The sequence below is a fragment of the Enterobacter sp. 237C8 genome, from assembly GCF_034106865.1.
GTDB lineage: Bacteria > Pseudomonadota > Gammaproteobacteria > Enterobacterales > Enterobacteriaceae > Enterobacter > Enterobacter asburiae_B.
The window spans coordinates 1-23,047 of the sequence record NZ_JAWNDF010000009.1 but is presented as its reverse complement, the minus strand read 5'-3'; the positions used below and the strand labels follow the sequence as shown (position 1 = coordinate 23,047).

Here is a 23,047-nt window from a genome sequence, read left to right as displayed (position 1 = left end):
GTTATTGAACTACCCTCACCCCGGCCCTCTCCCTGAAAGGGAGAGGGAGCAAATCATTCCCTCGCCCCTTTGGGGAGAGGGTTAGGGTGAGGGGACACCAAACCGCACAGGAGCCCAAGCCCATGCCATCACGCCGTCCGCCCTTTTTCGCCAGCGCCCGAGGCCGCCTGCTGATTTTTAATCTGCTGGTGGTCGCCGTGACGCTAATGGTGAGCGGCGTGGCGGTGCTCGGCTTTCGTCACGCCAGTCAAATCCAGGAGCAGGTTCAGCAGCAAACGCTGGACGATATGACCGGCAGCATGAACCTGGCCCGCGATACCGCCAACGTGGCGACGGCGGCGGTGCGGCTTTCGCAGGTCGTCGGGGCGCTGGAGTACAAAGGCGAAGCCGAGCGCCTGAAGCAGACGCAAATGGCGCTGCGCCGCTCGCTGGAACAGCTTGCGGAAGCGCCGCTGGCGCAGCAGGAGCCGGCGCTGGTGGCGCGTATTATTCAACGAAGCAATGAGCTACAGCAGAGCGTGACGGAGATGCTTGAGCGCGGCCAGCGGCGCCATCTGGAGCGTAACGCGCTGCTGAGCTCGCTGTATCAAAGCCAGAGCTACCTGCGTCATCTGCAGGACCTCAACCGCCGTTACGACAGCAACGTGCCGGATGCGCAGCAGCTGATGGAGATGGACCGGCTGATCGCCGCCGCCATCGACACCCCTTCGCCGCGCGCGACCGTTCAGCAACTGGACGCCGTGGCCGCAGCGCTGCCCCGGAGTGCCGTACAGCCGGTCGTGAAGGGGGTTCTGCCTGATTTTAATGCCGAGTTAGGCAAGCTCGCCCCGCTGTCGAAGCAGCTGGAAGAGAGCGACCTGGCGATAAGCTGGTATATGTTCCACATTAAGGCGCTGGTGGCGATCCTCAACAGCGACATTAATCAGTACGTCGGGCAGGTGGCGCAGGCCTCCCGGCTTCGCACGGCCCAGAGCCATCACGAGCTGCAGTCCATCAGCGTGTTTATCAGCTTCTTCGCCGTGCTGGCGCTGATCATCACCGGGTGTGCCTGCTGGTATATCTACCGCAATCTGGCCTCTAACCTGACGGCGATTTCCCGGGCGATGTCGCGCCTTGCTCACGGCGAGCAGGATGTCTCCGTTCCCGCCCTCCAGCGGCGCGATGAGCTGGGCGAGCTGGCGCGCGCGTTTAACGTGTTTGCCCGCAATACCGCCTCGCTTGAGCACACCACGCGCCTGCTGAAAGAGAAAACCACGCAGATGGAGATCGACCGCGTTGAGCGTCAGGGGCTGGAAGAGGCGCTGCTGCACAGCCAGAAGATGAAGGCGGTCGGACAGCTGACCGGCGGGCTGGCGCATGATTTTAACAACCTGCTGGCGGTGATCATCGGCAGCCTTGAGCTCACCGACCCCGAATCAAAAGACGCGCCGCGCATTACCCGGGCGCTGAAGGCGGCCGAGCGTGGTGCCTTACTGACGCAGCGCCTGCTGGCGTTTTCCCGCAAGCAGTCCCTGACGCCGCATGCGGTAGAGATGCTGCCGCTGCTGGAGAACCTCCGGGAGCTGATGCGCCACTCCCTGCCTGCTACCCTCACCCTGGAGATTGAAGCGCAAACCCCGGCGTGGCCCGCGTGGATTGACGTTAGCCAGCTGGAAAACGCCATCATCAACCTGGTGATGAACGCGCGCGATGCGATGGAAGGGCAAAGCGGGGTGATTAAAATCCGGACCTGGAATCAGCGCGTCACCCGCAGCGACGGGCGCAGGCAGGATTTGGTGGCGCTGGAGGTGATTGACCGCGGCAGCGGCATGTCGCAGGAGGTGAAATCCCGGGTCTTTGAACCGTTCTTCACCACCAAGCAGACCGGAAGCGGGAGCGGATTAGGCCTGTCGATGGTCTACGGCTTTGTGCGTCAGTCCGGCGGCCGCGTGGAAATTGAAAGCGCGCCGGGGCAGGGAACGACCGTCCGGCTTCACCTCCCGCGCTCGGTGCTGCCTGCTGCGGCAGACGATGAAGCGCTGTCAGCCACCGCCTCCGTCGATAGCGAGCGGCTGGTGCTGGTGCTGGAAGATGAAGCCGATGTTCGGCAAACCCTGTGCGAGCAGCTGCATCAGCTCGGCTACCTGACGCTGGAAGCGGACAACGGCGAGCAGGCGCTGAATATGCTGGAGGCTGCACCGGATATTGGCATGTTTATCAGCGACCTGATGCTGCCCGGCAGCCTCAGCGGCGCCGAGGTGATTAACCATGTGCGCAGCCATTATCCGCAGCTTCCTGTGCTGCTGATCAGCGGCCAGGATCTACGGCCCGCGCATAACCCTCAGCTGCCGGACGTCCCGCTACTGCGTAAGCCGTTTACGCGGGTGCAGCTGGCGCAGGCGCTGCGCAAGGTTATGGTAATTTGAGATTCCTCCGCTACCCCGGCTTCCCGCCGTTCATTATCGTAAGGCCAGTTCACCTGCGAGTCTGGCCTTATGAAACGTTACTCAACTGCTCTGTTATTCGGTCTGCTGTCACTCACCAGCCAACTGGCTCATGCCGATATTGTTGATGATGCTATTGGCAACATTCAGCAGGCGATCAACGATGCCTATAACCCCAGCAGCAGCCGCAGCAATGACGACGACGATCGTTATGACCGCAGCCGTCAAATCGACAGTCGACAATACGACGATCGTCGTCGGCAGCTTGAAGACAGACGCCGTCGTTTAGATGAACGTCAGCGTCAGCTGGATGACGACAGACGTCGTCTGGAAGAGGATGAGCGCAGGTTAGAAGACGATTACGATCGAGGCTAAGTGCGGCCTGTTGCCCTCCCCCACAGGAGAGGGAGAAAACCTAATCCAGCACCAGCATCATCCCGTCATAGCCCGCTTCTATGCCCTGCGGCAGCGGGTTATCCATCATCCACACGTCAAACTGATGGCTGATGTGCGTCAGGATCACCTGCGGGCAGCCAATCGCTTCGTTTAACGCAATCACGGTATTTAAGTCGCAATGGTTTCGCGGCGTTTCCTCGCGCGGCTCATGGCTGCAGTCGATAATTATTGCCTGCGGCTGGTTGTTGAGCAGGAACTTCACCGTTTTCTCCGGCAGTCCGGCGGTGTCGGAGAGCCAGGCCACGCGGCTGTGGGCCGATTCCAGCAAATACCCGAAGGTCAGTTTTGAATGGTTGAGCGGCAGCGGCGTGACCCGTAAACCCTGAAGCTCAAACATCACAAACGGTTCGACCGTGTGGCTGAAATCCAGAATGCCGGGGTGCTTAAACAGGTCGTCGCATCCGGCGTCGTCCGGCGGACCGTAAACCGGGATCGTCGCCCCCACGCCCCAGCGCAGGGGGAACAGCCCCTGAACGTGATCCATATGGTAATGGGTGAGCAAGAACTGCTGGAAGCTGCCCGCCGGCCAATCGTCCATCAGGTGCGGAATACCGGCATCCAGCAGGGTGACGGCATCGTTGAATTTCACCACCGCGCTGCACGGGCGACGGCGATAGTTATCCTGCAGGCGCGCCCGGCGACACGCCGCGCAGTCGCAGCCAAAGACCGGCACCAGCTGGGCGCCACCCGTTCCCGTCAACGTGATGGTCAGACTCATAGCGCACCTCTACAGCGGTTTGGTGAATCGGAAATGGCTCTGCGTGTATCCTTCACGAACGTAAAAACGGTGCGCGTCGGTGCGCTTCACGCTGGTGGAAAGTTCGGTCAGTTCAGCGCCACCCTGTCGCGCTACCTCTTCCGCCCAGGCCAGCAGCTGACTTCCGACCTTTAACCCTCGCGCCTGCGGCATCACCACCAGCTCCTGGATCTCGCCGATCCAGCGCGCATGGTGCAGGTGAAACTGCATGTGCAGCCCGATCATGCCGATGACCTGTCCCTCTCTCTCCGCAAGCTGGTAGCGCATGTTGCGATCCTGCAGATTGGCAAGAAACCCGGCGTGGAACGCCTGGCGATCGAACTCTGCCTGCTTGAGCTCGCAGATCAGGGCGTAAACACTCTGCGCATCGTCGGCGGTGGCGGGGCGAAGCTGGCAGTCAGGCATGCTGTTTCTCCTTCTGACGGATAAGCGATAAAAAGGTCTCGACTGACTGTAGCAAACTTCCGTCGTTATTGAGGATGTGGCAGTCGGACGGGGCATAGCGGGCCGCACGCTCAAGCCGCTGATCGATCTCACGGGCTGATTCACGCCCCCGACTCTGCAACCGGCTGCGCAGGACGTCCGGCGAAACCTGCAGGCAGACCGGCAGCAGAGCCGCCTCATAGCGGGCGCGCGCTTGCGGCAGATGCGCACGCGAGCCGTTAACCAGCACGTCGAAGCCCGCATGCAGCCACAGATCGGTCTCGATGCCCACGCCATAGTAATAACCGTTGGCGTGCCAGCTCAGCGCCAGCAGGTTTTGCCCGGCACGGATGAAAAACTCCTGCTCGCTCAGGGCGATATGGTTTTCACTCCCGGCATTGGCCGCGCGGGTAATATAGCGGTGTGCGACCAGCAGCTGCGGATGTTCCCGCTGCCGTAAGGCGGACAGCAGGCTGTCTTTACCGGAACCCGAGGGCCCCATTAACCAGATGAGCCTTCCCATCAGAACACCCTTTTTCCCTGACGCCAGACGTGGTCGATGTGAACGTGCTCGCCCTTGCGGTGGGCCAGCACCAGATCCGCGCGTTTACCCTCGGCGATTTCCCCGCGATCCTGAAGATTAAGCGCCGAGGCCGGGTTTTTCGTCACCAGGCGAATCGCCTGCGGCAGCGTAAAGCTGTTGCTCTCGTCGTCGGCGACCCGGAACGCCGCATCCAGCAGGCTGGCGGGGTAGTAGTCGGACGAGAGAATATCCAGCAGACCCAGGGAGGCAAGCCTGCTTGCCGCGACGTTGCCGGAGTGCGATCCGCCGCGCACGATGTTTGGTGCGCCCATCAGCACGTTCATGCCGTGCCTGCGGGAGGCTTCAGCCGCTTCAAACGTGGTGGGAAATTCGGCGATCACGCTGCCAAGCTGATGGGATTCGCGCACGTGATCGTGCGTGGCGTCGTCATGGCTGGCCAGCGCGATATTGCGGTCACGACACATCGCGGCAATCCTGAGACGGTTTGGCTGCGACCACTGGGCGGCAAGCGCCAGCTGCTCTTCCTCGTAGCGGGCCATCTCCGCATCGCTGAGAGAATATTTGCCCTGATAGTATTCGCGATACTTTTCAATGTTGGCGAACTGGCGCTGCCCCGGCGAGTGGTCCATCAGGGAGACCAGCGAGACCGGCTCGCGCCCGACCAGCTTTTCAAACAGCGGCAGGGTGGTGTGGTGCGGCAGCTCGCAGCGCAGGTGCAGACGGTGCTCGGCGCGGTTGAGGCCGCGCTTTTGCGTCTCCTCCACGGCGTTGATCATCTTCTCCAGATTCTCCAGGCGATCGCCGCCGTCGCGCACGTCGCCAATCGCCACCGCGTCCAGCACGGTGGTAATGCCGCTGGCGACCATCAGCGCGTCGTGGCTGCTCATCGCCGAATGGGCGGGCCAGTCGACCTTCGGGCGCGGGGTGAAAAATTTGTCCAGATTATCGGTATGCAGCTCAATCAGCCCCGGCAGCAGCCAGCCGCCTTCACCGTCCATCGCTTCAGGGGTACGGCTTTGGGTTTCGGCAAAGGCGCGAATAACGCCTTCATGAACTTCAACCGAGCCATTAACGACTTCATTTTCCAGCACCAGCCTGACGTTATTGATAATCATGCGTGGACCCCCATCGGGTGCAATCTGTCCGCCACGCGGCTGCGTACGGCGTCGTCGTGGAAGATCCCGACGATCGCCGCGCCGCGCGCTTTGGCCTGTTCGATCAGTTCCACCACGGCGGCGCTGTTTTTGCCGTCGAGCGAGGCGGTGGGTTCATCCAGAAGTAAAATCGGGTAGTCGACGACAAACCCGCGGGCGATATTGACGCGCTGCTGTTCACCGCCGGAAAAGGTCGACGGGGCGAGATGCCACAGGCGCTCCGGCACGTTGAGGCGCGTCAGCAGGCTGGCGGCTTTGGCGGCGCAGGCTTCGCGCGGCACGCCGAGATCCAGCAGCGGCTGCATCACCACGTCCAGAGCGGAGATCCGCGGGATCACCCGCAGAAACTGGCTGACCCAGCCGATCGTCGTGCGGCGCACTTCCAGCACTTTACGCGCGGGGGCCTGCACCAGATCGACCCATTCATCGTTGTGGCGAATATGAATGTGGCCTTCGTCCGGGAGATAGTTGGCGTACAGGGAGCGTAGCAGGGTGGATTTTCCGCTGCCGGAATGGCCGTGCAGCACCACGCATTCGCCGCTGCTGACCTCTAACGAGGCATTTTGCAGCACCGGCAGGCGCACGCCGTTTTGCTGGTGGAGCACAAAGGTCTTACTTACGTTTTGTACGTGGATCATGTTGGCCTCTTAATTCTGCAATACGGACGACACCAGCAGCTGGGTGTACGGATGGTGTGGATCGTCGAGCACCCGGTCGGTTAACCCACTTTCCACCACCTGGCCCTGCTTCATTACCAGCAGACGGTCCGCAAGCAGGCGCGCAACGCCCAGATCGTGGGTGACAATCACCACCGCGAGGTTCAGCTCCACCACCAGACCGCGCAGCAGGTCGAGCAGGCGCGCCTGCACGGAGACGTCCAGCCCGCCGGTGGGTTCATCCATAAACACCAGCTTCGGATGGGTGACCAGGTTGCGGGCAATCTGCAGGCGCTGCTGCATCCCGCCGGAGAAGGTCGTCGGCAGGTCGTCGATGCGCGAGGCGGGGATTTCCACCTCTTCCAGCCAGTGCTGCGCCGTGGCGCGGATATTGCCGTAGTGGCGCGCGCCGGTAGCCATCAGGCGTTCGCCGATGTTGCCCCCGGCGGAGACCTGACGGCGCAGGCCGTCCATCGGGTGCTGATGCACCACGCCCCACTCGGTGCGCAGCAGGCGACGGCGCCCGGCCTCGCTCATGCCGTACAGCGAGGCGCCCTCATACAAAATGTCGCCTTTCTGCGGCGTCAGGCGCGCGGAGATGGACTTCAGCAGGGTGGTTTTGCCGGAGCCGGACTCGCCGACGATCCCCAGCACTTCGCCCGGCCACAGCTCGAACGACACGTCGCTAAAGCCTTTGCCCGGCGCATACAGGTGAGTCAGGTTATTAACCGAAAGCAGCGGTTTCATTGGCTATTCGCCTCGCTCTGTTGGCGGCAGTAATCGGTGTCGGAGCAGACAAACATCCGTTTGCCCGTGTCGTCCAGCACCACTTCGTCCAGATAGCTGTGTTTGGATCCGCAGATGGCGCACGGCTCGTCCCACTCCTGCACCGTAAACGGGTGATCGTCGAAATCCAGGCTTTCCACGCGGGTGTAAGGCGGGACGGCGTAGATGCGCTTTTCGCGCCCGGCGCCGAACAGCTGCAGGGCGGGCATCATGTCCATCTTCGGGTTATCGAATTTTGGGATTGGCGACGGGTCCATCACGTAGCGCCCGTTCACCTTCACCGGGTAGGCGTAGGTGGTGGCGATATGGCCGAAGCGGGCGATATCCTCATACAGCTTCACCTGCATGACGCCGTACTCTTCCAGCGCGTGCATGGTGCGGGTTTCCGTTTCGCGCGGCTCGATAAAACGCAGCGGCTCCGGGATCGGCACCTGGAAAATCAAAATCTGATCTTCAGTGAGCGGGGTTTCCGGGATGCGGTGACGGGTCTGGATCAGCGTTGCGTCTTCGGTTTTTTCGGTGGTATTGACGCCGGTTACGCGCTGGAAGAAGCTGCGGATCGACACGGCGTTGGTGGTGTCGTCGGCACCCTGGTCGATGACCTTCAGCACGTCCGCCTCGCCGATCACGCTGGCGGTGATCTGAATACCGCCCGTGCCCCAGCCGTAGGGCATCGGCATTTCGCGGCCGCCGAACGGCACCTGATAGCCCGGAATGGCCACCGCTTTTAAGATGGCGCGGCGGATCATGCGTTTGGTTTGCTCATCCAGATAGGCAAAGTTGTAGCCGCTTAAGTTAGCCATTTTTGCGCTCCCGTTGCAGGCGTTTCAGCAGTTCCAGTTCGGCCTGGAAATCGACGTAGTGCGGCAGCTTGAGGTGCGAGACGAAGCCAGCGGCCTCAACGTTATCCGCGTGGGCCAGCACAAACTCTTCGTCCTGCGCCGGGCCTGCAACGTGCTCGCCGTAGTCCGGTGCCTGCAGGGCGCGGTCGACCAGCGCCATGGCCATGGCCTTGCGCTCGCCGAGGCCGAACACCAGCCCGTAGCCGCGGGTAAAGTGCGGGTCTTCGTCTTCCGGGGTGACGAAACCGTTCACCATTTCACACTCGGTCATTAGCAGTTCGCCGACGTTCACCGCAAAACCCAGCTCTTCCGGTACGATTTCAATGTCGATATAGCCACTGCGAATTTCGGCCGCAAACGGGTGGTTGCGCCCGTAGCCGCGCTGGGTGGAGTAGGCCAGCGCCAGCAGATAGCCTTCGTCGCCGCGCATCAGCTGCTGCAGGCGGGACGAGCGCGAGCACGGGTAAACCGGCGGCATGCGGGTGATGTCATCCGGCTGCGCGCCTGAATCTTCTTCCGTCTTCGCCAGGCCCTGTTTTGCCAGCAGGCTGAAGACGTGCGGAGACGGTTCCTGTTCGGCGTCGGAGGTGCTGAGCTGCGGCGATTCACCGTTCGCCAGCAGGGTAAAATCCAGCAAGCGGTGGGTGTAGTCGTAGGTGGGGCCAAGCAGCTGGCCGCCGGGAACGTCTTTATAAACGGCAGAAATGCGGCGTTCCAGGCGCATCTCCGCCGTGTTCACCGGCTCGCTGACCGCCAGTCTGGCAAGCGTGGTGCGGTAGGCGCGCAGCAGGAAGATGGCTTCCACGTTGTCGCCGCTGGCCTGCTTCAGGGCCAGCGCCGCCAGCTCGCGGTCGGCGATGCCGCCCTCGGTCATCACGCGGTCGACGGCGAGGTTTAGCTGCTGTTCAATCTGGGCGACGCTCAGCTCGGGAAGCCGTTCATCGCCCCGTCGTCTGTGCGCCTGTAGCGCATGGGCGGCGGCGATCGCCTTCTCGCCCCCTTTGACGGCAACGTACATCAGCACACCTCCACGTGGGTGGTCCGCGGGATTGCCAGCAGGCGCTCGCCGCAGGTCAGGATCAGGTCAATGCCCAGCGGGAACGGGTGCGGGCGCTCGGTCAGCTCGTGAATGATGCACTCCGGCAGTTGCGGCGCGACCATGCGCTCGTCGGCGATGCCTGCCCCCGTGAGGCGCAGCATGCGGCCGCCGCTCAGGCTGGAGACCTGCAGGATCAGCGTGGCGCTGGTCTCCGGGGCGACGGCGCTGCCTTCGCTCAGGGCGTTCAATTGCTCATGGCTGATTTGCTCGTCAGCCACGGCAAAAACCGCCTGCTGGGGCTGATCGACCAGCGGAGCGCTGGTGTGAAAACGCAGGTTCTGGCTGGCGATATCGTTCGACAGCGCGCCCGAAAGCCACACCGGTGTGTCGTTGTCGGCAAGCGTCAGCAGCACGCTGGTGGTCGCCAGGTTCAGCGGCAGCCAGCCCTGGGAGAGCTGGTGCAGCGAGACGATCACGCCCGGCTCGCTCATCGCTTTCAGCAGGCGACGAAAACTGTGTTGGGCATCCTGGACGGCCAGGGTAAAAGCAGGTTGAAGCGTCATGCGTTGTCTCCGCGAACGAGCGTAAAGAAGTCGACCCGGCTGGTATTCACTTCGGCCTGACGTGCGGCAATGCGCGCGGCGCGGTCGGCTTCCAGCGGGGCAATAAGGGTTTCCATTAACGTCTGGAAATAGGGTTGTTCCTGTAAAAGCGCGTCGATCACCGCGCAGCGCTCGGCGTGCGCTTTGTCGCGCCCCAGCACGTAGCTGTAGCCCAGCGTGCCGCTGTTCAGGCGGATTGCCGCGCGGGTGAGGGTGGCATCTCCGGCGAAAAAGCGTTCTCCGGTGCCGCCCATGCGCGCCTGGATCTGAACGAGGCCGATCTCCGGGGCGCGAAGGGTGTCGTAGTCTGGCGTCAGGCTGAGCGCGTTCATGCGGGCAGCCAGCGCGGCAGGCTGGCTGTGGGCCAGCACGCGCATCCAGCGCTGTCGGGTGGCGGTGTCGAAGTGCATTCAGTGCTCCATGGTGAATTCGATCATGTCGGCGCGGGTCAGGCTGACGGAGTATTCCGTCGCGTTGATCTCGCCGTCACGGTGGTTGAGGGTGCGCACGCAGAGCAGCGGGGCCATATTGGGGATTTCGAGCACTTTGCTCTCTTTCGCCTGCGCGCGACGGGCGCTGATGCGGGTCTGGGTGCGCTTGAGCGCAATGCCGGTCGCATCCTGAAGAAAATCATGCAGCGAGCCGCTGGAGAAATGCTGGAGCACAGGCCAGAGGGCGAGGTCCGCAAAGTAATGGTCTATCTGGCATACCGCCACGCCGTTAACGCGACGCAGGGTACGCAGGTGAATGACGTCGTCGCCCTCCTGAATGCCCAGCGCGTCCGCCACGTGGCTGGAGGCCGGACGCAGCACCGAGAGCAGCTTTTCGCTGGTCGGGTGGCTGCCCTGATCCAGCAGGTTCTGGCTAAAGCGCGCCTGGGCGTTCAGCGGGTAGTCGAACGGGCGCATCAGCACCAGCACGCCCACGCCCTGACGGCGCTGGACCCAGCCGCGCTCGACCAGCTGGTCAATGGCGCGACGCAGGGTGTGGCGGTTCACCTCATAGCGGTCGGCAAGCTGCTGCTCGGCGGGCAGGTAGTCCCCGCAGCGGTAGTGCGTGCGCAGCTCCACTTCGAGCTTTGCCGCAATCTCTTGCCAGCGGGTGGGATAACTGGTCGGATGTCTGGATAAGTGCATAGAAAACAAAGCCTCGCTTCTCAGATGAAGTGCTTACGCAAACGTTGAGAGAGGAAATCCAGCAGGCTGACGGTGACGATGATGAGCACCATCAGGGCGCAGGTTTGCTGGAACTGGAAACCGCGAATCGCTTCCCACAGGGTGACGCCAATCCCGCCTGCGCCCACCATGCCGACCACCGTCGCGGAGCGGACGTTGGACTCAAAGCGGTACAGGGAGTAGGAGATCAGGAGCGGCATAACCTGCGGCAGGACGCCGTACAGGATCTCTTCGATTTTGTTGGCGCCCGTTGCGCGGATGCCTTCCACCGGGCCGGGCTCGATGGCTTCGACCGCTTCGGAGAGCAGCTTGGAGAGCACGCCGGTGGTGTGGATGAACAGCGCCATCACGCCGGCGAACGGACCCAGGCCAACGGCGACCACGAACAGCATCGCAAAGACCATTTCATTGATGGCGCGACAGGCGTCCATCAGGCGACGCATCGGCTGGTATACCCACCACGGCACGATGTTTTCGGCGCTCATCAGGCCAAAGGGAATGGAGAGAACGACGGCAAGGGCGGTGCCCCAGACGGCGATTTGCAGGGTGACCGCCATTTCGCTGAGGTAATCCTGCCACTGGCTGAAGTCCGGCGGGAAGAAGTCGGCGGCGAAGGTCGCCATGTTGCCCGCGTCTTTGAAGAGCAGCAGCGGATCCATTTCCGCGCCCTTCCAGGAGATAACCAGCACCGCCAGCAGGATGGCCCAGCTTATGAGCGAGAACCAGCTGCGCTTCGGCGGCGGGAGGGTGATGGTTTGCATGTTGGCTCCTTTGGGTTTAGTCCCCTCTCCCTTGAGGGAGAGGGTTAGGGTGAGGGGGAAATGTGCGCGCTGATGCCCTCACCCCGGCCCTCTCCCACGGGGAGAGGGAGAAAGGCACTACTGCACCGCTTTATTCACGCTCGTCATCGCACCGAGCGCGGCGGTCAGGCGGTCGAGGTCTTCCAGCTGCGCCTCAATTGCGGCCACTTTGCTGGTCTTCTCCTCGTCCTTCAGCCCTTTGTTGTCCTTCACGCCCTGCATCTCTTTAAACAGCGCCAGCTGGCGAATCGGGACCAGCTGCAGGTCGCTTGACGGGCGGAACGGTGCCCAGCCCAGACGCGCCAGGACCGCTTTCTCTTCCGACGTTTTGCCATAGGTCATGAAGAAGTCGTACACCTTGTCCTTGGTGCTCTCGGAGAGATTTTTACGCCACACGATCGGGTCGCCCGGGATCAGCGGCGATTTCCAGATAACCTTGATCTCTTTCAGCTTGTCCGGCGCGGAAGTTTTCAGCTTGTCGAGGTTCTCGGTGTTGTTGGTGGCAACGTCCACCTGCTTGTTGGCCACGGCCAGGGCGTTGGTTTCGTGGCTGGCGTTCACCGTGCGTTTGAAGTCGCTGGCGGAGGCGTTGTTTTTGGCGAAGACGTAGTAGCCAGGGACAAGGTAGCCGGAGGTCGAGTTCGGGTCGCCGTTGCCGAAGGTCAGCTCTTTGCGTTTGGCGAGCATGTCGTTGAGGTTGTTGATCGGGCTGTCTTTGTTGACGATCAGCACGCTCCAGTAGCCCGGGGAGCCATCTGCCGCGACGGTCTGGGCAAAGACCTGGCCGTTCGCGCGGTCCACCGCTTCCATGGCGGAGAGGTTGCCGTACCAGGCGATGTCCACTTTATTAAAGCGCATCCCCTGGATGATGCCCGCGTAGTCCGGGGCGAAGAAGGCGTTCACTTTGATCCCCAGCTTAGTTTCCATATCTTTCAGGAACGGTTCCCACTGAGGCTTCAGGTTCTGCTGTGATTCCGTCGAAATAATGCCGAAGTTCAGCGCTTTTTCCTGCTCTTGTGCATACGCCGGGCTTAACAGGGTGCTGAGGCTGAACATGCTGGTAAAGGCCAGCGCGGCAACGGCTTTGTAGCTCATGTACTTTCCTCGGATCGGGTTTAATTAAGCAGCCTGCGCGTTCTCTTCGACGCGGTTAATGCTGCGGTAGAGATGGTCAAAACGTTCGTTATCAAACTGATGGCTCGCGCCATCAAAGAACACATGTCCCTGACGCAGGGCGACAATGCGTTCGCAGTAGCGCAGGGCGTAATCCACCTGATGCAGCGTGACCACTACGGTGATGCCGTCGTTCTGGTTAATGTCGCGCAGGGTTTCCATCACGATGCGGGCAGACTCCGGGTCCAGCGAGGCAATGGGTTCGTCTGCAAGAATGATTTGCGCTTTCTGCATCAGCGCGCGCGCAATCGCCACGCGCTGCTGTTGCCCACCGGACAGGGTGGAGACGCGCTGGTGGGCAAAATGCGCCATGCCGACGCGGGTCAGGGCCTGCAAGGCTTCCTGCTTCTGTGAAGGAGAGAACCAGCGCAGACAGGTGCGCCAGAACGGGGTGCTGCCGAGCGCGCCAATCAGCACGTTCTCCAGCACCGTCAGGCGGTTCACCAGGTTGAACTGCTGGAAGATGTAGCCCGTCTGGGCGCGGCTCTTGCGGATATCGCTGGCGAGACGCCCCGCGCGCTGCACGGTATTGCCCAGCAGCTCGACGTGGCTTTCCGGCGTTTTATCGCAGGTGATAAGGCCGCTTAAATGACGCAGAAGGGTGGATTTACCTGAACCGGATGGCCCCAGCAGCGCCACCATTTCGCCCTGCTGGACGGTCAGATCAACGGCATGCAGAGCCTTATTGTGATGGAAGGTCTTGCTCAGTTTCTCGACGCGGATGACGGTTTGCATGTGCTGGGCCTCACGATAAATGTGGCCTCATGCTGGCGCATCAATGTGACATTTGGGTTAAGTCTGGGTTGCGGGAGTTTGAAGAGTTGAAGTGAAAGCGATGACAGTCACCGTAGGCCCGGTCAGCGCAGCGCCACCGGGCGCTGTTGCCGGCTGCGCTGCGCTTATCCGGCCTAAGACGTTTGCTGCTGCTTAACGACGTTAATCATCCACGGCACGCCGTATTTATCGGTGACTTTACCGAAACCGTGTGCCCAGAAGGTTTCCTGCCAGGCCATGTCGATATTCCCGCCCGCGGCGAGGTTGTCGAACCAGCGTTTGCCTTCATTAACGTCCTGGGTGTCGAGAACCAGCGTGAAGCCCGCGTATTGCGCGTTGCTGCCCGGCGGCATCCCGTCGCTCATCATGATATCGCTGCCCGCAATGCGGACGTTGGAGTGAGCGATAGCCGAATCCGGAAATTGCATACCGGACGGACAGCCTTCTTCGCTGTTATCGCTTTTTGGCATTTCGCCGAAGGTGATTTTATAGAGAAGCTCTGCGCCGACGGCTTGCTGGTAGAAAGAAGTGGCTTCTGCACAGTTGCCGGCAAAAGAGATGTAGGGACTTAACGGCATAATCTTTACCTCACGTAAGAAAAGCCCGTTAAGTGTAGTTCCCGAAAACCCGGTAAGCGAAGCGCCACCGGGCGGGTAAATCAGTTCTTTTTCACGAACTCTGATTTCAGCTTCATCGGACCGAAGCCGTCAATTTTGCAGTCGATATTATGATCGCCTTCAACCAGACGGATATTCTTCACTTTGGTGCCGATCTTCAGCATGGAAGAACTGCCTTTCACTTTCAGATCTTTAATCACGGTTACGCTGTCGCCGTCCGCCAGCAAATTGCCGTTCGCATCTTTTACGACAAGTGCATCAGCATCGTGGGATGGTTCGGCATCATTCCATTCGTGAGCGCATTCCGGGCAGATGAACATGCCATTATCTTCATAGGTGTATTCAGAATTGCATTTTGGGCAGTGTGGGAGTGACATATCGGTATCCTCAAAAAGTGTAAACGCGCTGGAAAGTGCCAGCTAAATGACGGCAGCGTGCCGAAAAAGGCGGCAAGTATAGCGCAAATCCACACGTTTGTCGGTGACATTGTGAATTAAAAAAATGCAAAAAGCGTATCGGGAGTGACACTTCCTGTCAGTCAGTTAAGCGATGCTTACCTCATTAACACGTTGGGAAGAAATGACGCTAAATATATCGAATATTTTATTGCAGCAAATTGCTACGCTCCTTCATTTCGGATAAGGTGAAGCGACACATTGTTATTTATCTCCTGACTTCGCTGCCATCCATATCTTTTGGCAGGGGCGTATTACCTCTCTTTTTAGGTGGGTAAATAATGATGATATATCCTGAAGTTTCTTAAAATTGGGCTACGCTTTTTTCCTTTGGCCGTCAGGCCAGGAGGGGAGCTATACACGCCATGCAAGGATAGCGAATTATTTCTGATTATCATCAATCAGTTATATTTCGGCGGACATGTTTTCCACACGTGATCATATAAGCCTGAACAACATAATTAATACCAGTGGCTTAATAAAAGTAATAAATTTGCGTTAAGGAAAGGCTTTTATCATGCACACACAGACCATTTTTGAATTAAGCCAGGAAGCTGAGCGTTTGCTACAGCTCGCCCGGCAAAACCTTGATACGTTGAAATCAATGCCGACTGCGATGCTGGAGAGCACCGCGGCTGCTATTACGGGTGAAAAGAACAACGTTTTACCTTTGCATTTTAGCGCGCGCGGTGTCGAAGCGCAGCAGGCGATGCTGAATAATGAATTACGAAAAATAACCCGGCTGGAAATGGTCCTGGCTATTGTTGGCACTATGAAAGCGGGGAAATCGACCACCATTAATGCGATTGTGGGGACCGAAGTGTTGCCGAACCGCAATCGTCCGATGACGGCGCTTCCTACCCTGATTCGCCACACGCCGGGTCAGAAGGAGCCGGTGCTGCATTTCTCACATGCCTCGCCCATTGATGAATTGATCCAACTGCTTCAGAAAAAGCTATGCGATTACGATCGCGGAAAGCTGGCCCAGCATCTGGAAATTGATAAAGACATGAATACGCTGCTGGAGCGCATTGAAAAAGGAGAGGCTTTTGAGAAGCATCACCTGGGCGCGCAGCCGATATTTCATTGTCTGAAAAGCCTCAACGACCTGGTGAGGCTTTCCCAGGCGTTAGGGGTGGAGTTTCCGTTCTCTGAGTATGCGGCTATCGAACATATTCCGGTGATTGAAGTGGAGTTCGTGCATCTTGCGGGTCTGGATGCTCACCTCGGACAGCTGACGCTGCTCGATACGCCCGGGCCGAATGAGGCCGGACAGCCGCACCTGCAAAAAATGCTAAGCGAGCAGTTGTCCCGCGCGTCGGCGGTGCTGGCCGTGATGGATTATACCCAGCTTAAATCCATCTCTGATGAAGAAGTCCGCCAGGCCATTTCCGCGGCGGGAAAATCCGTGCCGCTGTATGCGCTGGTCAATAAATTCGATCAGAAAGATCGCAATAGCGACGATGAAGAGCAGATCCGGGCGATGATCTCCGGCACCTTAATGAAAGGCAATATTTCGCCTGGCCAGATCTACCCCGTTTCGTCCATGTGGGCCTATCTGGCGAACCGCGCTCGCTACGAGATGAGTACCCACGGACAACTGCCGGATCATCAGGAGCAACCCTGGGTACAGGACTTTGCCGAAGCGGCGCTTGGGCGACGCTGGCGTACGGCGGACCTGGACGATATAGACCATATTCGTCATGCTGCCGATTTGCTCTGGGAAGATTCGCTTTTCGAACAACCGATACGCAAACTGATCTACGCCGCCTATGCCAATGCCTCGCTTTACGCGCTGCGTTCGGCCTCGCACAAGCTGCTCAACTACGCACAAAATGCCCGGGAGTACCTCGACTTCCGCTATCAGGGGCTGACGGTTGCCTTTGAGGCGCTGGAACTGAATATCGCACGTCTGGAAGAGGACATGGCGCTTCTCCAGACGCGTCAGAGCGTGGTGAGCGATGAGGTGAAACATGAAGTTGAGGAGGCGCTGAACGCCACCGCGGACTTTATGGCAGCGCAAAAAACCGCGCTTAACCAGGCGATTGGCGAGGTGTTCAGCGCTCAGCATATTCTTGATTTGGCAGGTATCGATCGGCAGAACCCTCACGGTGACGAGCTGAAGCAGCTGGTTCTGGACGATGAAGGACAGGCGCAGATCGCGCTGAGTAAAATCCGCTCCTCCTGCGAATTGGTGATGCTGGATGCACAGACGAAAATCTGCCGGGAGCTGGCGTTACGCTTCGACCAGCTAGAGTCTACGCTGGCGCGTTCCCTGAACGAAGCCATGCGCCCCATCGAAACGCGTATTAAAGAGCATCTGAGCCATGCGGGTTTTCGGGCGCGAATCAGTTTCCCGGCGTTTCAGGCTCACCAGCTCAACTTCAATACGCGGGCGCTGTTTAACGATGCGATAGCGCAGGATGACAGCCAGGCAGGCCCGTCATCAGGCGGGAGCAGCATGCGAGAAACGGTCTCTCGCTGGCTCAATAATCCGGGCTGGGGCTGGGATGAATATGTGGAAACGCGCACGCGCTATGTTATCGATATTGCGCAGCTACATGACAAATTTAAGCAACATATTGAGCTGTTTTGTGAACAAATACGTAAAGCTTTGTCCGCGCAGGTCGATGTCTCTGTTACGGCAGGAATGGCGACGTTCTTTGCAGAATTCTCGCTGTGCCTGACCGGGTTACAGGAAAGCTTGCGTGATAGCCTCGCAGTGCGTCAACAGAATGAGCATTCAACCCGAGCGCTCTGCCAGCTGTTGAAGCAAAGTATTACGACTGCGGCGTGGATACAGGAAGATACCCGACTGTTACGCGATGATATTCAAACTCTATTCGCGGCAGAGCAACCATGACAACACCACTACTGGACGGCCCCGGGCGAACGCTGGAGTGTATTAATCCAAAATTTATGGTCGATCTGGTTCAGGGAGTGGACGCGGCGCGTCATCCTCACCTGGGACCACAACAGCTTCAGTTTCGTGAGCGTTTGACTCAGGAAATCATGACGCATACCCGGCTGCGCCCCTGGGCGATGGCGGGTATGCTCAATGAAAATGCGGCGCTGCGCCTGGGGCTGGCGGAAAAACTGGCCGGCATGCTTGACCCGGGTCATCTCGCGCTGACGCTGATGGCAGAGAAACTGATTGCTTTGCGCCAGCAGACGCACCCGCGCGCCCAGCAGTCCCCCGGTCTGATGCAGCAGTACGCTGAACTCGCTTCTCATTTTACCCAACGCGCCGCCTATAAAGAGAAGGCGCTAACCCAGCGCGGGCTGACGGTGCAGGCGGGTGAGCATAGCGAGCAGATTTTTACCCGCTGGCGGGCCGGGCATTATGATGGCTGGTCGCTGGCCGGGCGCTGTTTTATCGTCCTGGAAGAGCTGCGTTGGGGGGCATTTGGTGACGCATGCCGCCTCGCGAATGAAGATGTGGCGGCAATGCTTAAGGATAACCTGCGCAGCATGGCGGCTAACTATCTGGCACAGGGCATCAATGCGTCCCCCACGACCCGCCATTTCTATCACCAGTGGCTGACAACGCCGGCCTCTCCGGGTTTAATCGATCATAAAGACATGCTGGGCTGGCTGGGGGACTGGTGTCAGGCGGATCAACATCCGGTGAGCTGGTCAGTGACGCAAAACTGGCAGACCGTCGCGCTGGGTATGCCGAGGCTTTGTTCGGCAAAACGGCTTGTGGACGGGATGGTGGAAGAGATTTTTGGCTAAATCCCTCACCCTCTCCCCGTTGGGAGAGGGAATGGTGCGGTGTGTTAATGATTCATTTCTATCGGCTTCGGTTCAGGCAGGGTCTCTTGCATATTCCCGTAGCGTTTCGCATACAGCGCCGTGATGATAGGGACCAGAATCGCGGTGACAATTACGCTCGCGGCAACCAGTGCCGTCGCTGAAGCGGCGACCGGTTCGAAGGCCGGGTTAATTTGGGCGATAATCACCGGGTTTGCAACAGCAGCCCCCGCGGCTGAAGAGGCGGCGACGCCGGCCGTGCCGTTTCCTCCTCCGATAACGCGGTCGGCAATAATCAGCGGAATACCGGTGATGACGATCACGGCGACACCCAGCACAATGCCCAGCAGGCCGGTATCAAGAATGACCTTCAGGTTGATGGTGTTCCCCAGTGCGAAACCGAAGAACGGAATCAGCACCGGCGTGGCTTTGCTGAAGAAATCACGCAGATCGCGATCGAGATTGCCAAGGGCGAAACCGACCAGGAAGGGCAGGATTGCGCCGACAAAGTGGTGCGGTTCAAACGAGGCCAGGCCAGCAGACCCCAGGATCAGCATCGTCATCAATGGGCCGGACTCCAGAGACATCAACACAAATGCGCCGGACTCTTCTTTCGTCCCGTACTGATTCATCAGGCTGGCGTACAATCCGCCGTTGGTCATATCCATCGCCGAGACAATCGCCAGGACCGATAAACCCGCAAAGAACCCGGTCTGAATTCCATTCTCCGGAATGAACATCGCGCATATCATTGCCACTGCCCAGGCTACGGCTATTTTGGTGATCACCAGCGTGCCGGATTTCCGTAATACTGTCCCCGTTGCCCGTAAATTAATGGATGCGCCGATACAAAAAAACCAGACGGCAAGAATGGGAACCGTGCCTGTTATCATGCCTTTTGTGAAACCGCCAAAATAAGCTCCGGTATTGGGAGCAAGGGTATTCAGGATCGCGCCCAGTACCAGCGGAACCAGCATCATGCCGCCGGGTATACGTTCTATCGTGGCTTTAATCTTCATAGACAAACCTCACATCGGATCCCGCAGTACGGGGGATAGGTGTTAAAAATTAGTCAATAAATTCAATTGATTGCTCGTATTGTTTGTGGTGTTTTTTCGAAAGCCCTGCAACAAAATTAAATGCGTGCTCTCAATTAACCTTTTCCTTAAACACGTAAAACGCTGAATTCGGATTTATGATGCGATCATTGGAATATTGATTCAATGAAAATAAAACATCGTTTTAGTTATCTTTATCACATATTCAATGTAAAACCTGAGGCCGGTTCCTGCTGATGAAAATTTATGTAAACCTGATGTGAATTAATGTGGTTTGTTTTTCTGTTACGAAAGAAATAATGACGTGCGGGAGGATGTTCTTTAGGTGGGATAAGGAAGTACTTATTGGCACTCCTTGACAAAAATTTGCCTGAGCTGACCAGACACGAAAATATGTGTGAAGTTGATCACAAATATAAACGCTGGTAGGGTAAAAAGGTCATTAACTGCCCAGGCAGGCGTCAACAGGTTCGGTTGTATCGACGTAAAACGTCAATGTAAGTAAACCTGCTACGCTTGAATAAGGCGATTCGCATGGAGCGGATCCCATGGTTCACAGAACGCTAACTGAACTGTGAAACAGACAGGGCCGAGTCAACGAGGATAGCTATGCTGAGAAGGAAAAAGATTAAACCCATCACGCTTCGCGACGTCACCATTATTGATGACGCAAAGCTGCGTAAAGCCATTACCGCAGCCTCGCTCGGTAATGCGATGGAATGGTTCGATTTTGGTGTCTACGGCTTTGTGGCCTATGCGTTAGGTAAAGTGTTTTTCCCCGGGGCCGATCCCAGCCTGCAGATGATCGCCGCACTGGGTACGTTCTCCGTTCCCTTCCTGATTCGCCCGCTGGGTGGTCTGTTCTTCGGTATGCTCGGCGATAAATATGGTCGTCAGAAGATCCTGGCCATCACCATCGTCATTATGTCGATCAGTACATTCTGTATCGGCCTTATACCGTCTTACGCCACCATCGGCATTTGGGCACCGATTCTCCTGCTGATATGTAAGATGGCGCAGGGCTTCTCCGTGGGCGGTGAATATACCGGTGCTTCAATCTTTGTTGCCGAGTATTCCCCGGACCGTAAGCGCGGATTTATGGGGAGCTGGCTGGACTTCGGCTCGATTGCCGGGTTTGTCATGGGCGCGGGCGTAGTGGTACTGATTTCAACCGTGGTGGGCGAAGATAACTTCCTCGACTGGGGCTGGCGTATCCCGTTCTTCCTGGCATTGCCGCTGGGGATAATTGGTCTTTACCTGCGTCATGCGCTGGAAGAGACGCCTGCTTTCCAGCAGCACGTCGAAAAACTGGAACAGGGTGACCGCGAAGGGCTGCAGGATGGTCCGAAGGTGTCGTTCAAAGAGATTGCCACTAAGCACTGGCGCAGCCTGCTGACCTGTATTGGTCTGGTGATTTCGACCAACGTGACCTACTACATGCTGTTGACCTATATGCCGAGCTATCTGTCGCATAACCTGCACTACTCGGAAGATCACGGTGTGCTGATTATTATCGCCATCATGGTGGGTATGCTGTTTGTGCAGCCGATTATGGGCCTGTTGAGTGACCGTTTTGGTCGTCGACCGTTCATTATCCTGGGAAGCGTTGCGCTGTTTGCTCTGGCAATTCCGGCATTCATTCTGATTAACAGTGATGTGCTGGGGCTGATTTTTGCCGGTCTGCTGATGCTGGCGGTGATCCTTAACTGCTTTATCGGGGTGATGGCATCAACGTTGCCCGCGATGTTCCCGACGCACATTCGCTACAGCGCGCTGGCCGCGGCCTTTAACATCTCGGTGCTGATTGCCGGTCTGACCCCGACGCTTGCCGCCTCGCTGGTCGAGAGCACGCAGAACCTGATGATGCCGGCTTATTACCTGATGGTGATTGCGGTGATTGGTTTGATTACAGGTCTTACCATGAAGGAGACGGCGAATCGCCCTCTGAAAGGCGCAACGCCTGCGGCGTCTGACATCCAGGAAGCGAAAGAGATCCTGCGCGAGCACTACGATAACGTAGAGCAGAAGATTGAGGATATTGACGCAGAGATTGAAGAGCTGCAGAAAAAACGCTCCCGACTGGTGGACCAGCATCCACGCATCAATGAGTAATAAAGAAACCCGCCAACGGCGGGTTTTCTTTTATTAGCATCCGGCAGCGATGTAGTCGCCATTGGCGCTGACGGGGATCACCGTCAGGAACAGCACCGTCGCAAACAGGATCAGGACTATCCCTCCGGCTATTTTGACTGCCGGTACGAGCCATCTCAATGAGGCGCTCTCTCCGAACCAGGTCACCGTGCGCTCGCGGGCGTAACGTACAGCCAGGGAAAGCCCCACAATAGAAAGTGCGGTGCCCAAAGACATGGTCATGACCGCGGCTACCCCCCAGGTGACAATGCCCAGCGCGTTCGAAAACATCAGAATCATGATCGCCCCGCTGCACGGACGTGCGCCAATCGCCAGAATGACGCCCAGGCGCGTTTTCCAGTCGCCTTGTGTCAGGTTTACCCCCACGCCGTGGTGGCCGCAGCCACAGTTTTCGTCATGATGATGAAGCGGCTTGATGGCGGAGATAGTCATCCTGCGCGGGCGCAGGCTCTTCAGCGCCTGGTAAATAACGAATGCACCGAATGCGCCAATAAGCACAGCGCTTATCTTCTCCACGTACCAGCGGCTGGTACTGATATCCCCTGAGGCGAGGTTAAACCCCACCGCCAGAATAAAGACAAACAGAATGGCGCTGACGCCCTGCATCAGGCTACCCAGGAAGGGGACAACCCGGGCTGCCAGTTCGCTTTCCTTATTGGTGGTCAGATAGGTCGTCACGATGAACTTTCCGTGTCCGGGTCCGATGGCGTGAAGGACACCATAAAGGAAAGCCCCCGTTAACAGCCATAATCCGCCGCTGTACTGGTGGTTATTAAGCTGCAGCAGATACATCACCAGATAGCGGTGCAGCGTAATTTGCGTGGCGAGACACCACTGGATAAAAGCGTTCCAGTGCGCATGCAGGGTAAAACCCGCAAAGAGGAGTGCCAGCAGCATCAAACCTGCGGTAGGGAGACGCCAGTCGCGGGCGAGGCGTTGTGTGGTCATGAGGGGGGGCCTGCACAGAGGAGATTATTTGCCGCTAGTATAGTTGATCTTCCCGCTCAATTCGTAGGATCGCATCGCGAACCGCTCATGATTGTGGATAAGTCTGTGTGTAAAAAGGTATAAGGCGGGGTTTTGCTGTGGAATTCAGCAGTCAGTCATTTTTCTGTCATTTAGCGGTTGCGGCCTGCTGAGAACTCCCTATAATGCGCCTCCATCGACACGGCGGATGTGAATCACTTCACAAACAACCCGGTCGGTTGAAGAGAAAAATTCTGAAATAACGGGTTGACTCTGAAAGAGGAAAGCGTAATATACGCCACCTCGCAACGGTGAGCGAAAGCCGCGTTGCAACTGCTCTTTAACAATTTATCAGACAATCTGTGTGGGCACTCAAAGTGACATGGATTCTTAACGTCGCAAGACGAAAAATGAATACCAAGTCTCTGAGTGAACATACGTAA

At 58.2% G+C, this 23,047-nt stretch carries 23 protein-coding genes; 5 read left to right on the top strand and 18 right to left on the bottom strand.

The genetic code is table 11. The features are described from left to right. The first annotated feature begins 122 nt into the window (after positions 1-122). Together USF70_RS18435 and yjdP are read left to right on the top strand one after the other, a co-directional pair. Positions 123-2,405, top strand: a complete 2,283-nt coding sequence (locus tag USF70_RS18435; protein WP_320735896.1) for an ATP-binding protein — start codon at positions 123-125, stop codon at positions 2,403-2,405. Between the two features lie 69 nt (positions 2,406-2,474). After that, on the top strand, positions 2,475-2,798 hold the full coding sequence (gene yjdP / locus USF70_RS18430) for a DDRRRQL repeat protein YjdP (protein WP_033144428.1): 324 nt from the start codon (positions 2,475-2,477) through the stop codon (positions 2,796-2,798). Positions 2,799-2,838: 40 nt separating this feature from the next. On the opposite strand, the gene phnP is transcribed toward yjdP, so the two are convergent. The 16 genes from phnP to USF70_RS18350 form a co-directional block, all read right to left on the bottom strand. Next, on the bottom strand, positions 2,839-3,597 hold the full coding sequence (gene phnP, locus USF70_RS18425) for a phosphonate metabolism protein PhnP (protein WP_073001676.1): 759 nt from the start codon (positions 3,595-3,597) through the stop codon (positions 2,839-2,841). Positions 3,598-3,606: 9 nt separating this feature from the next. Continuing rightward, positions 3,607-4,041, bottom strand: coding sequence for an aminoalkylphosphonate N-acetyltransferase (gene phnO, locus USF70_RS18420; protein ID WP_069303537.1), 435 nt, complete (start codon positions 4,039-4,041; stop codon positions 3,607-3,609). Next, positions 4,034-4,585: a ribose 1,5-bisphosphokinase gene (gene phnN / locus USF70_RS18415; RefSeq protein WP_134211171.1), complete on the bottom strand. Its 552-nt coding sequence runs from the start codon at positions 4,583-4,585 to the stop codon at positions 4,034-4,036. Before phnN ends, phnO begins: the two co-directional genes overlap by 8 nt. Beyond that, on the bottom strand, positions 4,582-5,718 hold the full coding sequence (gene phnM, locus USF70_RS18410) for an alpha-D-ribose 1-methylphosphonate 5-triphosphate diphosphatase (RefSeq protein WP_069303539.1): 1,137 nt from the start codon (positions 5,716-5,718) through the stop codon (positions 4,582-4,584). Before phnM ends, phnN begins: the two co-directional genes overlap by 4 nt. Then, complete coding sequence (gene phnL, locus USF70_RS18405; protein ID WP_232938894.1) at positions 5,715-6,395, bottom strand: phosphonate C-P lyase system protein PhnL; 681 nt, start codon at positions 6,393-6,395, stop codon at positions 5,715-5,717. The genes phnM and phnL overlap by 4 nt, the downstream gene beginning before the upstream one ends. A 9-nt stretch (positions 6,396-6,404) precedes the next feature. Next, the gene (gene phnK / locus USF70_RS18400) at positions 6,405-7,160 is read right to left on the bottom strand and encodes a phosphonate C-P lyase system protein PhnK (protein ID WP_048976472.1); all 756 of its coding nucleotides are present in this window, start codon (positions 7,158-7,160) and stop codon (positions 6,405-6,407) included. Further along, positions 7,157-8,002, bottom strand: a complete 846-nt coding sequence (phnJ, locus tag USF70_RS18395; RefSeq protein ID WP_033144435.1) for an alpha-D-ribose 1-methylphosphonate 5-phosphate C-P-lyase PhnJ — start codon at positions 8,000-8,002, stop codon at positions 7,157-7,159. Before phnJ ends, phnK begins: the two co-directional genes overlap by 4 nt. Then, positions 7,995-9,059: a carbon-phosphorus lyase complex subunit PhnI gene (locus USF70_RS18390; protein ID WP_320735895.1), complete on the bottom strand. Its 1,065-nt coding sequence runs from the start codon at positions 9,057-9,059 to the stop codon at positions 7,995-7,997. The genes phnJ and USF70_RS18390 overlap by 8 nt, the downstream gene beginning before the upstream one ends. Beyond that, a complete protein-coding gene (gene phnH, locus USF70_RS18385) occupies positions 9,059-9,643 on the bottom strand; it encodes a phosphonate C-P lyase system protein PhnH (protein ID WP_032662532.1) in 585 nt (194 codons plus the stop codon). The genes USF70_RS18390 and phnH overlap by 1 nt, the downstream gene beginning before the upstream one ends. Next, positions 9,640-10,092, bottom strand: coding sequence for a phosphonate C-P lyase system protein PhnG (gene phnG, locus USF70_RS18380; protein ID WP_033144437.1), 453 nt, complete (start codon positions 10,090-10,092; stop codon positions 9,640-9,642). The genes phnH and phnG overlap by 4 nt, the downstream gene beginning before the upstream one ends. Continuing rightward, positions 10,093-10,818, bottom strand: coding sequence for a phosphonate metabolism transcriptional regulator PhnF (gene phnF, locus USF70_RS18375; protein WP_023310091.1), 726 nt, complete (start codon positions 10,816-10,818; stop codon positions 10,093-10,095). It lies immediately after the preceding gene. Between the two features lie 20 nt (positions 10,819-10,838). Continuing rightward, positions 10,839-11,618 (bottom strand): phosphonate ABC transporter, permease protein PhnE, encoded by a 780-nt coding sequence (phnE, locus tag USF70_RS18370; RefSeq protein WP_023334213.1) that lies wholly within the window; start codon positions 11,616-11,618, stop codon positions 10,839-10,841. A 117-nt stretch (positions 11,619-11,735) separates the two neighbouring features. Continuing rightward, a complete protein-coding gene (phnD, locus tag USF70_RS18365) occupies positions 11,736-12,752 on the bottom strand; it encodes a phosphonate ABC transporter substrate-binding protein (protein ID WP_232938892.1) in 1,017 nt (338 codons plus the stop codon). 24 nt (positions 12,753-12,776) lie between these two features. Next, positions 12,777-13,565, bottom strand: a complete 789-nt coding sequence (phnC, locus tag USF70_RS18360) for a phosphonate ABC transporter ATP-binding protein (protein ID WP_033144439.1) — start codon at positions 13,563-13,565, stop codon at positions 12,777-12,779. Positions 13,566-13,738: 173 nt separating this feature from the next. Next, positions 13,739-14,182, bottom strand: a complete 444-nt coding sequence (yjdN, locus tag USF70_RS18355) for a VOC family metalloprotein YjdN (protein ID WP_045889388.1) — start codon at positions 14,180-14,182, stop codon at positions 13,739-13,741. A gap of 80 nt (positions 14,183-14,262) precedes the next feature. Beyond that, positions 14,263-14,598 (bottom strand): zinc ribbon domain-containing protein YjdM, encoded by a 336-nt coding sequence (locus USF70_RS18350; RefSeq protein WP_023310096.1) that lies wholly within the window; start codon positions 14,596-14,598, stop codon positions 14,263-14,265. A gap of 595 nt (positions 14,599-15,193) precedes the next feature. On the opposite strand from USF70_RS18350, the gene crfC reads away from it, so the two are divergent. Next, positions 15,194-17,539 (top strand): clamp-binding protein CrfC, encoded by a 2,346-nt coding sequence (gene crfC, locus USF70_RS18345; protein WP_182382930.1) that lies wholly within the window; start codon positions 15,194-15,196, stop codon positions 17,537-17,539. Then, complete coding sequence (locus USF70_RS18340; protein WP_033144442.1) at positions 17,536-18,411, top strand: diguanylate cyclase regulator RdcB family protein; 876 nt, start codon at positions 17,536-17,538, stop codon at positions 18,409-18,411. Before crfC ends, USF70_RS18340 begins: the two co-directional genes overlap by 4 nt. A gap of 44 nt (positions 18,412-18,455) precedes the next feature. Here USF70_RS18340 and kdgT read toward each other — a convergent pair whose 3' ends face one another. Next, positions 18,456-19,448, bottom strand: coding sequence for a 2-keto-3-deoxygluconate transporter (gene kdgT, locus USF70_RS18335; protein ID WP_033144443.1), 993 nt, complete (start codon positions 19,446-19,448; stop codon positions 18,456-18,458). Between the two features lie 648 nt (positions 19,449-20,096). Between kdgT and proP the strand changes: the two genes are divergently transcribed. Continuing rightward, on the top strand, positions 20,097-21,599 hold the full coding sequence (gene proP / locus USF70_RS18330; protein WP_029740241.1) for a glycine betaine/L-proline transporter ProP: 1,503 nt from the start codon (positions 20,097-20,099) through the stop codon (positions 21,597-21,599). A gap of 33 nt (positions 21,600-21,632) precedes the next feature. Here the strand turns inward: proP and USF70_RS18325 are convergent, their stop codons facing one another. After that, a complete protein-coding gene (locus USF70_RS18325; RefSeq protein WP_320735894.1) occupies positions 21,633-22,586 on the bottom strand; it encodes a nickel/cobalt transporter in 954 nt (317 codons plus the stop codon). Positions 22,587-23,047: the final 461 nt, after the last annotated feature.

Excerpts from the sequence above, each read along its gene's own strand:
- phnL (WP_232938894.1), bottom strand. The coding sequence starts at position 6,395 with ATGATCCACGTACAAAACGTAAGTAAGACCTTTGTGCTCCACCAGCAA.
- USF70_RS18435 (WP_320735896.1), top strand. The coding sequence starts at position 123 with ATGCCATCACGCCGTCCGCCCTTTTTCGCCAGCGCCCGAGGCCGCCTG.
- yjdN (WP_045889388.1), bottom strand. The coding sequence starts at position 14,182 with ATGCCGTTAAGTCCCTACATCTCTTTTGCCGGCAACTGTGCAGAAGCC.
- phnH (WP_032662532.1), bottom strand. The coding sequence starts at position 9,643 with ATGACGCTTCAACCTGCTTTTACCCTGGCCGTCCAGGATGCCCAACAC.
- phnC (WP_033144439.1), bottom strand. The coding sequence starts at position 13,565 with ATGCAAACCGTCATCCGCGTCGAGAAACTGAGCAAGACCTTCCATCAC.
- kdgT (WP_033144443.1), bottom strand. The coding sequence starts at position 19,448 with ATGAAGATTAAAGCCACGATAGAACGTATACCCGGCGGCATGATGCTG.
- crfC (WP_182382930.1), top strand. The coding sequence starts at position 15,194 with ATGCACACACAGACCATTTTTGAATTAAGCCAGGAAGCTGAGCGTTTG.
- phnK (WP_048976472.1), bottom strand. The coding sequence starts at position 7,160 with ATGAAACCGCTGCTTTCGGTTAATAACCTGACTCACCTGTATGCGCCG.
- proP (WP_029740241.1), top strand. The coding sequence starts at position 20,097 with ATGCTGAGAAGGAAAAAGATTAAACCCATCACGCTTCGCGACGTCACC.
- USF70_RS18340 (WP_033144442.1), top strand. The coding sequence starts at position 17,536 with ATGACAACACCACTACTGGACGGCCCCGGGCGAACGCTGGAGTGTATT.
- phnP (WP_073001676.1), bottom strand. The coding sequence starts at position 3,597 with ATGAGTCTGACCATCACGTTGACGGGAACGGGTGGCGCCCAGCTGGTG.
- phnE (WP_023334213.1), bottom strand. The coding sequence starts at position 11,618 with ATGCAAACCATCACCCTCCCGCCGCCGAAGCGCAGCTGGTTCTCGCTC.
- USF70_RS18350 (WP_023310096.1), bottom strand. The coding sequence starts at position 14,598 with ATGTCACTCCCACACTGCCCAAAATGCAATTCTGAATACACCTATGAA.
- USF70_RS18325 (WP_320735894.1), bottom strand. The coding sequence starts at position 22,586 with ATGACCACACAACGCCTCGCCCGCGACTGGCGTCTCCCTACCGCAGGT.
- phnJ (WP_033144435.1), bottom strand. The coding sequence starts at position 8,002 with ATGGCTAACTTAAGCGGCTACAACTTTGCCTATCTGGATGAGCAAACC.
- phnM (WP_069303539.1), bottom strand. The coding sequence starts at position 5,718 with ATGATTATCAATAACGTCAGGCTGGTGCTGGAAAATGAAGTCGTTAAT.
- phnF (WP_023310091.1), bottom strand. The coding sequence starts at position 10,818 with ATGCACTTATCCAGACATCCGACCAGTTATCCCACCCGCTGGCAAGAG.
- phnG (WP_033144437.1), bottom strand. The coding sequence starts at position 10,092 with ATGCACTTCGACACCGCCACCCGACAGCGCTGGATGCGCGTGCTGGCC.
- phnD (WP_232938892.1), bottom strand. The coding sequence starts at position 12,752 with ATGAGCTACAAAGCCGTTGCCGCGCTGGCCTTTACCAGCATGTTCAGC.
- USF70_RS18390 (WP_320735895.1), bottom strand. The coding sequence starts at position 9,059 with ATGTACGTTGCCGTCAAAGGGGGCGAGAAGGCGATCGCCGCCGCCCAT.
- phnO (WP_069303537.1), bottom strand. The coding sequence starts at position 4,041 with ATGCCTGACTGCCAGCTTCGCCCCGCCACCGCCGACGATGCGCAGAGT.
- yjdP (WP_033144428.1), top strand. The coding sequence starts at position 2,475 with ATGAAACGTTACTCAACTGCTCTGTTATTCGGTCTGCTGTCACTCACC.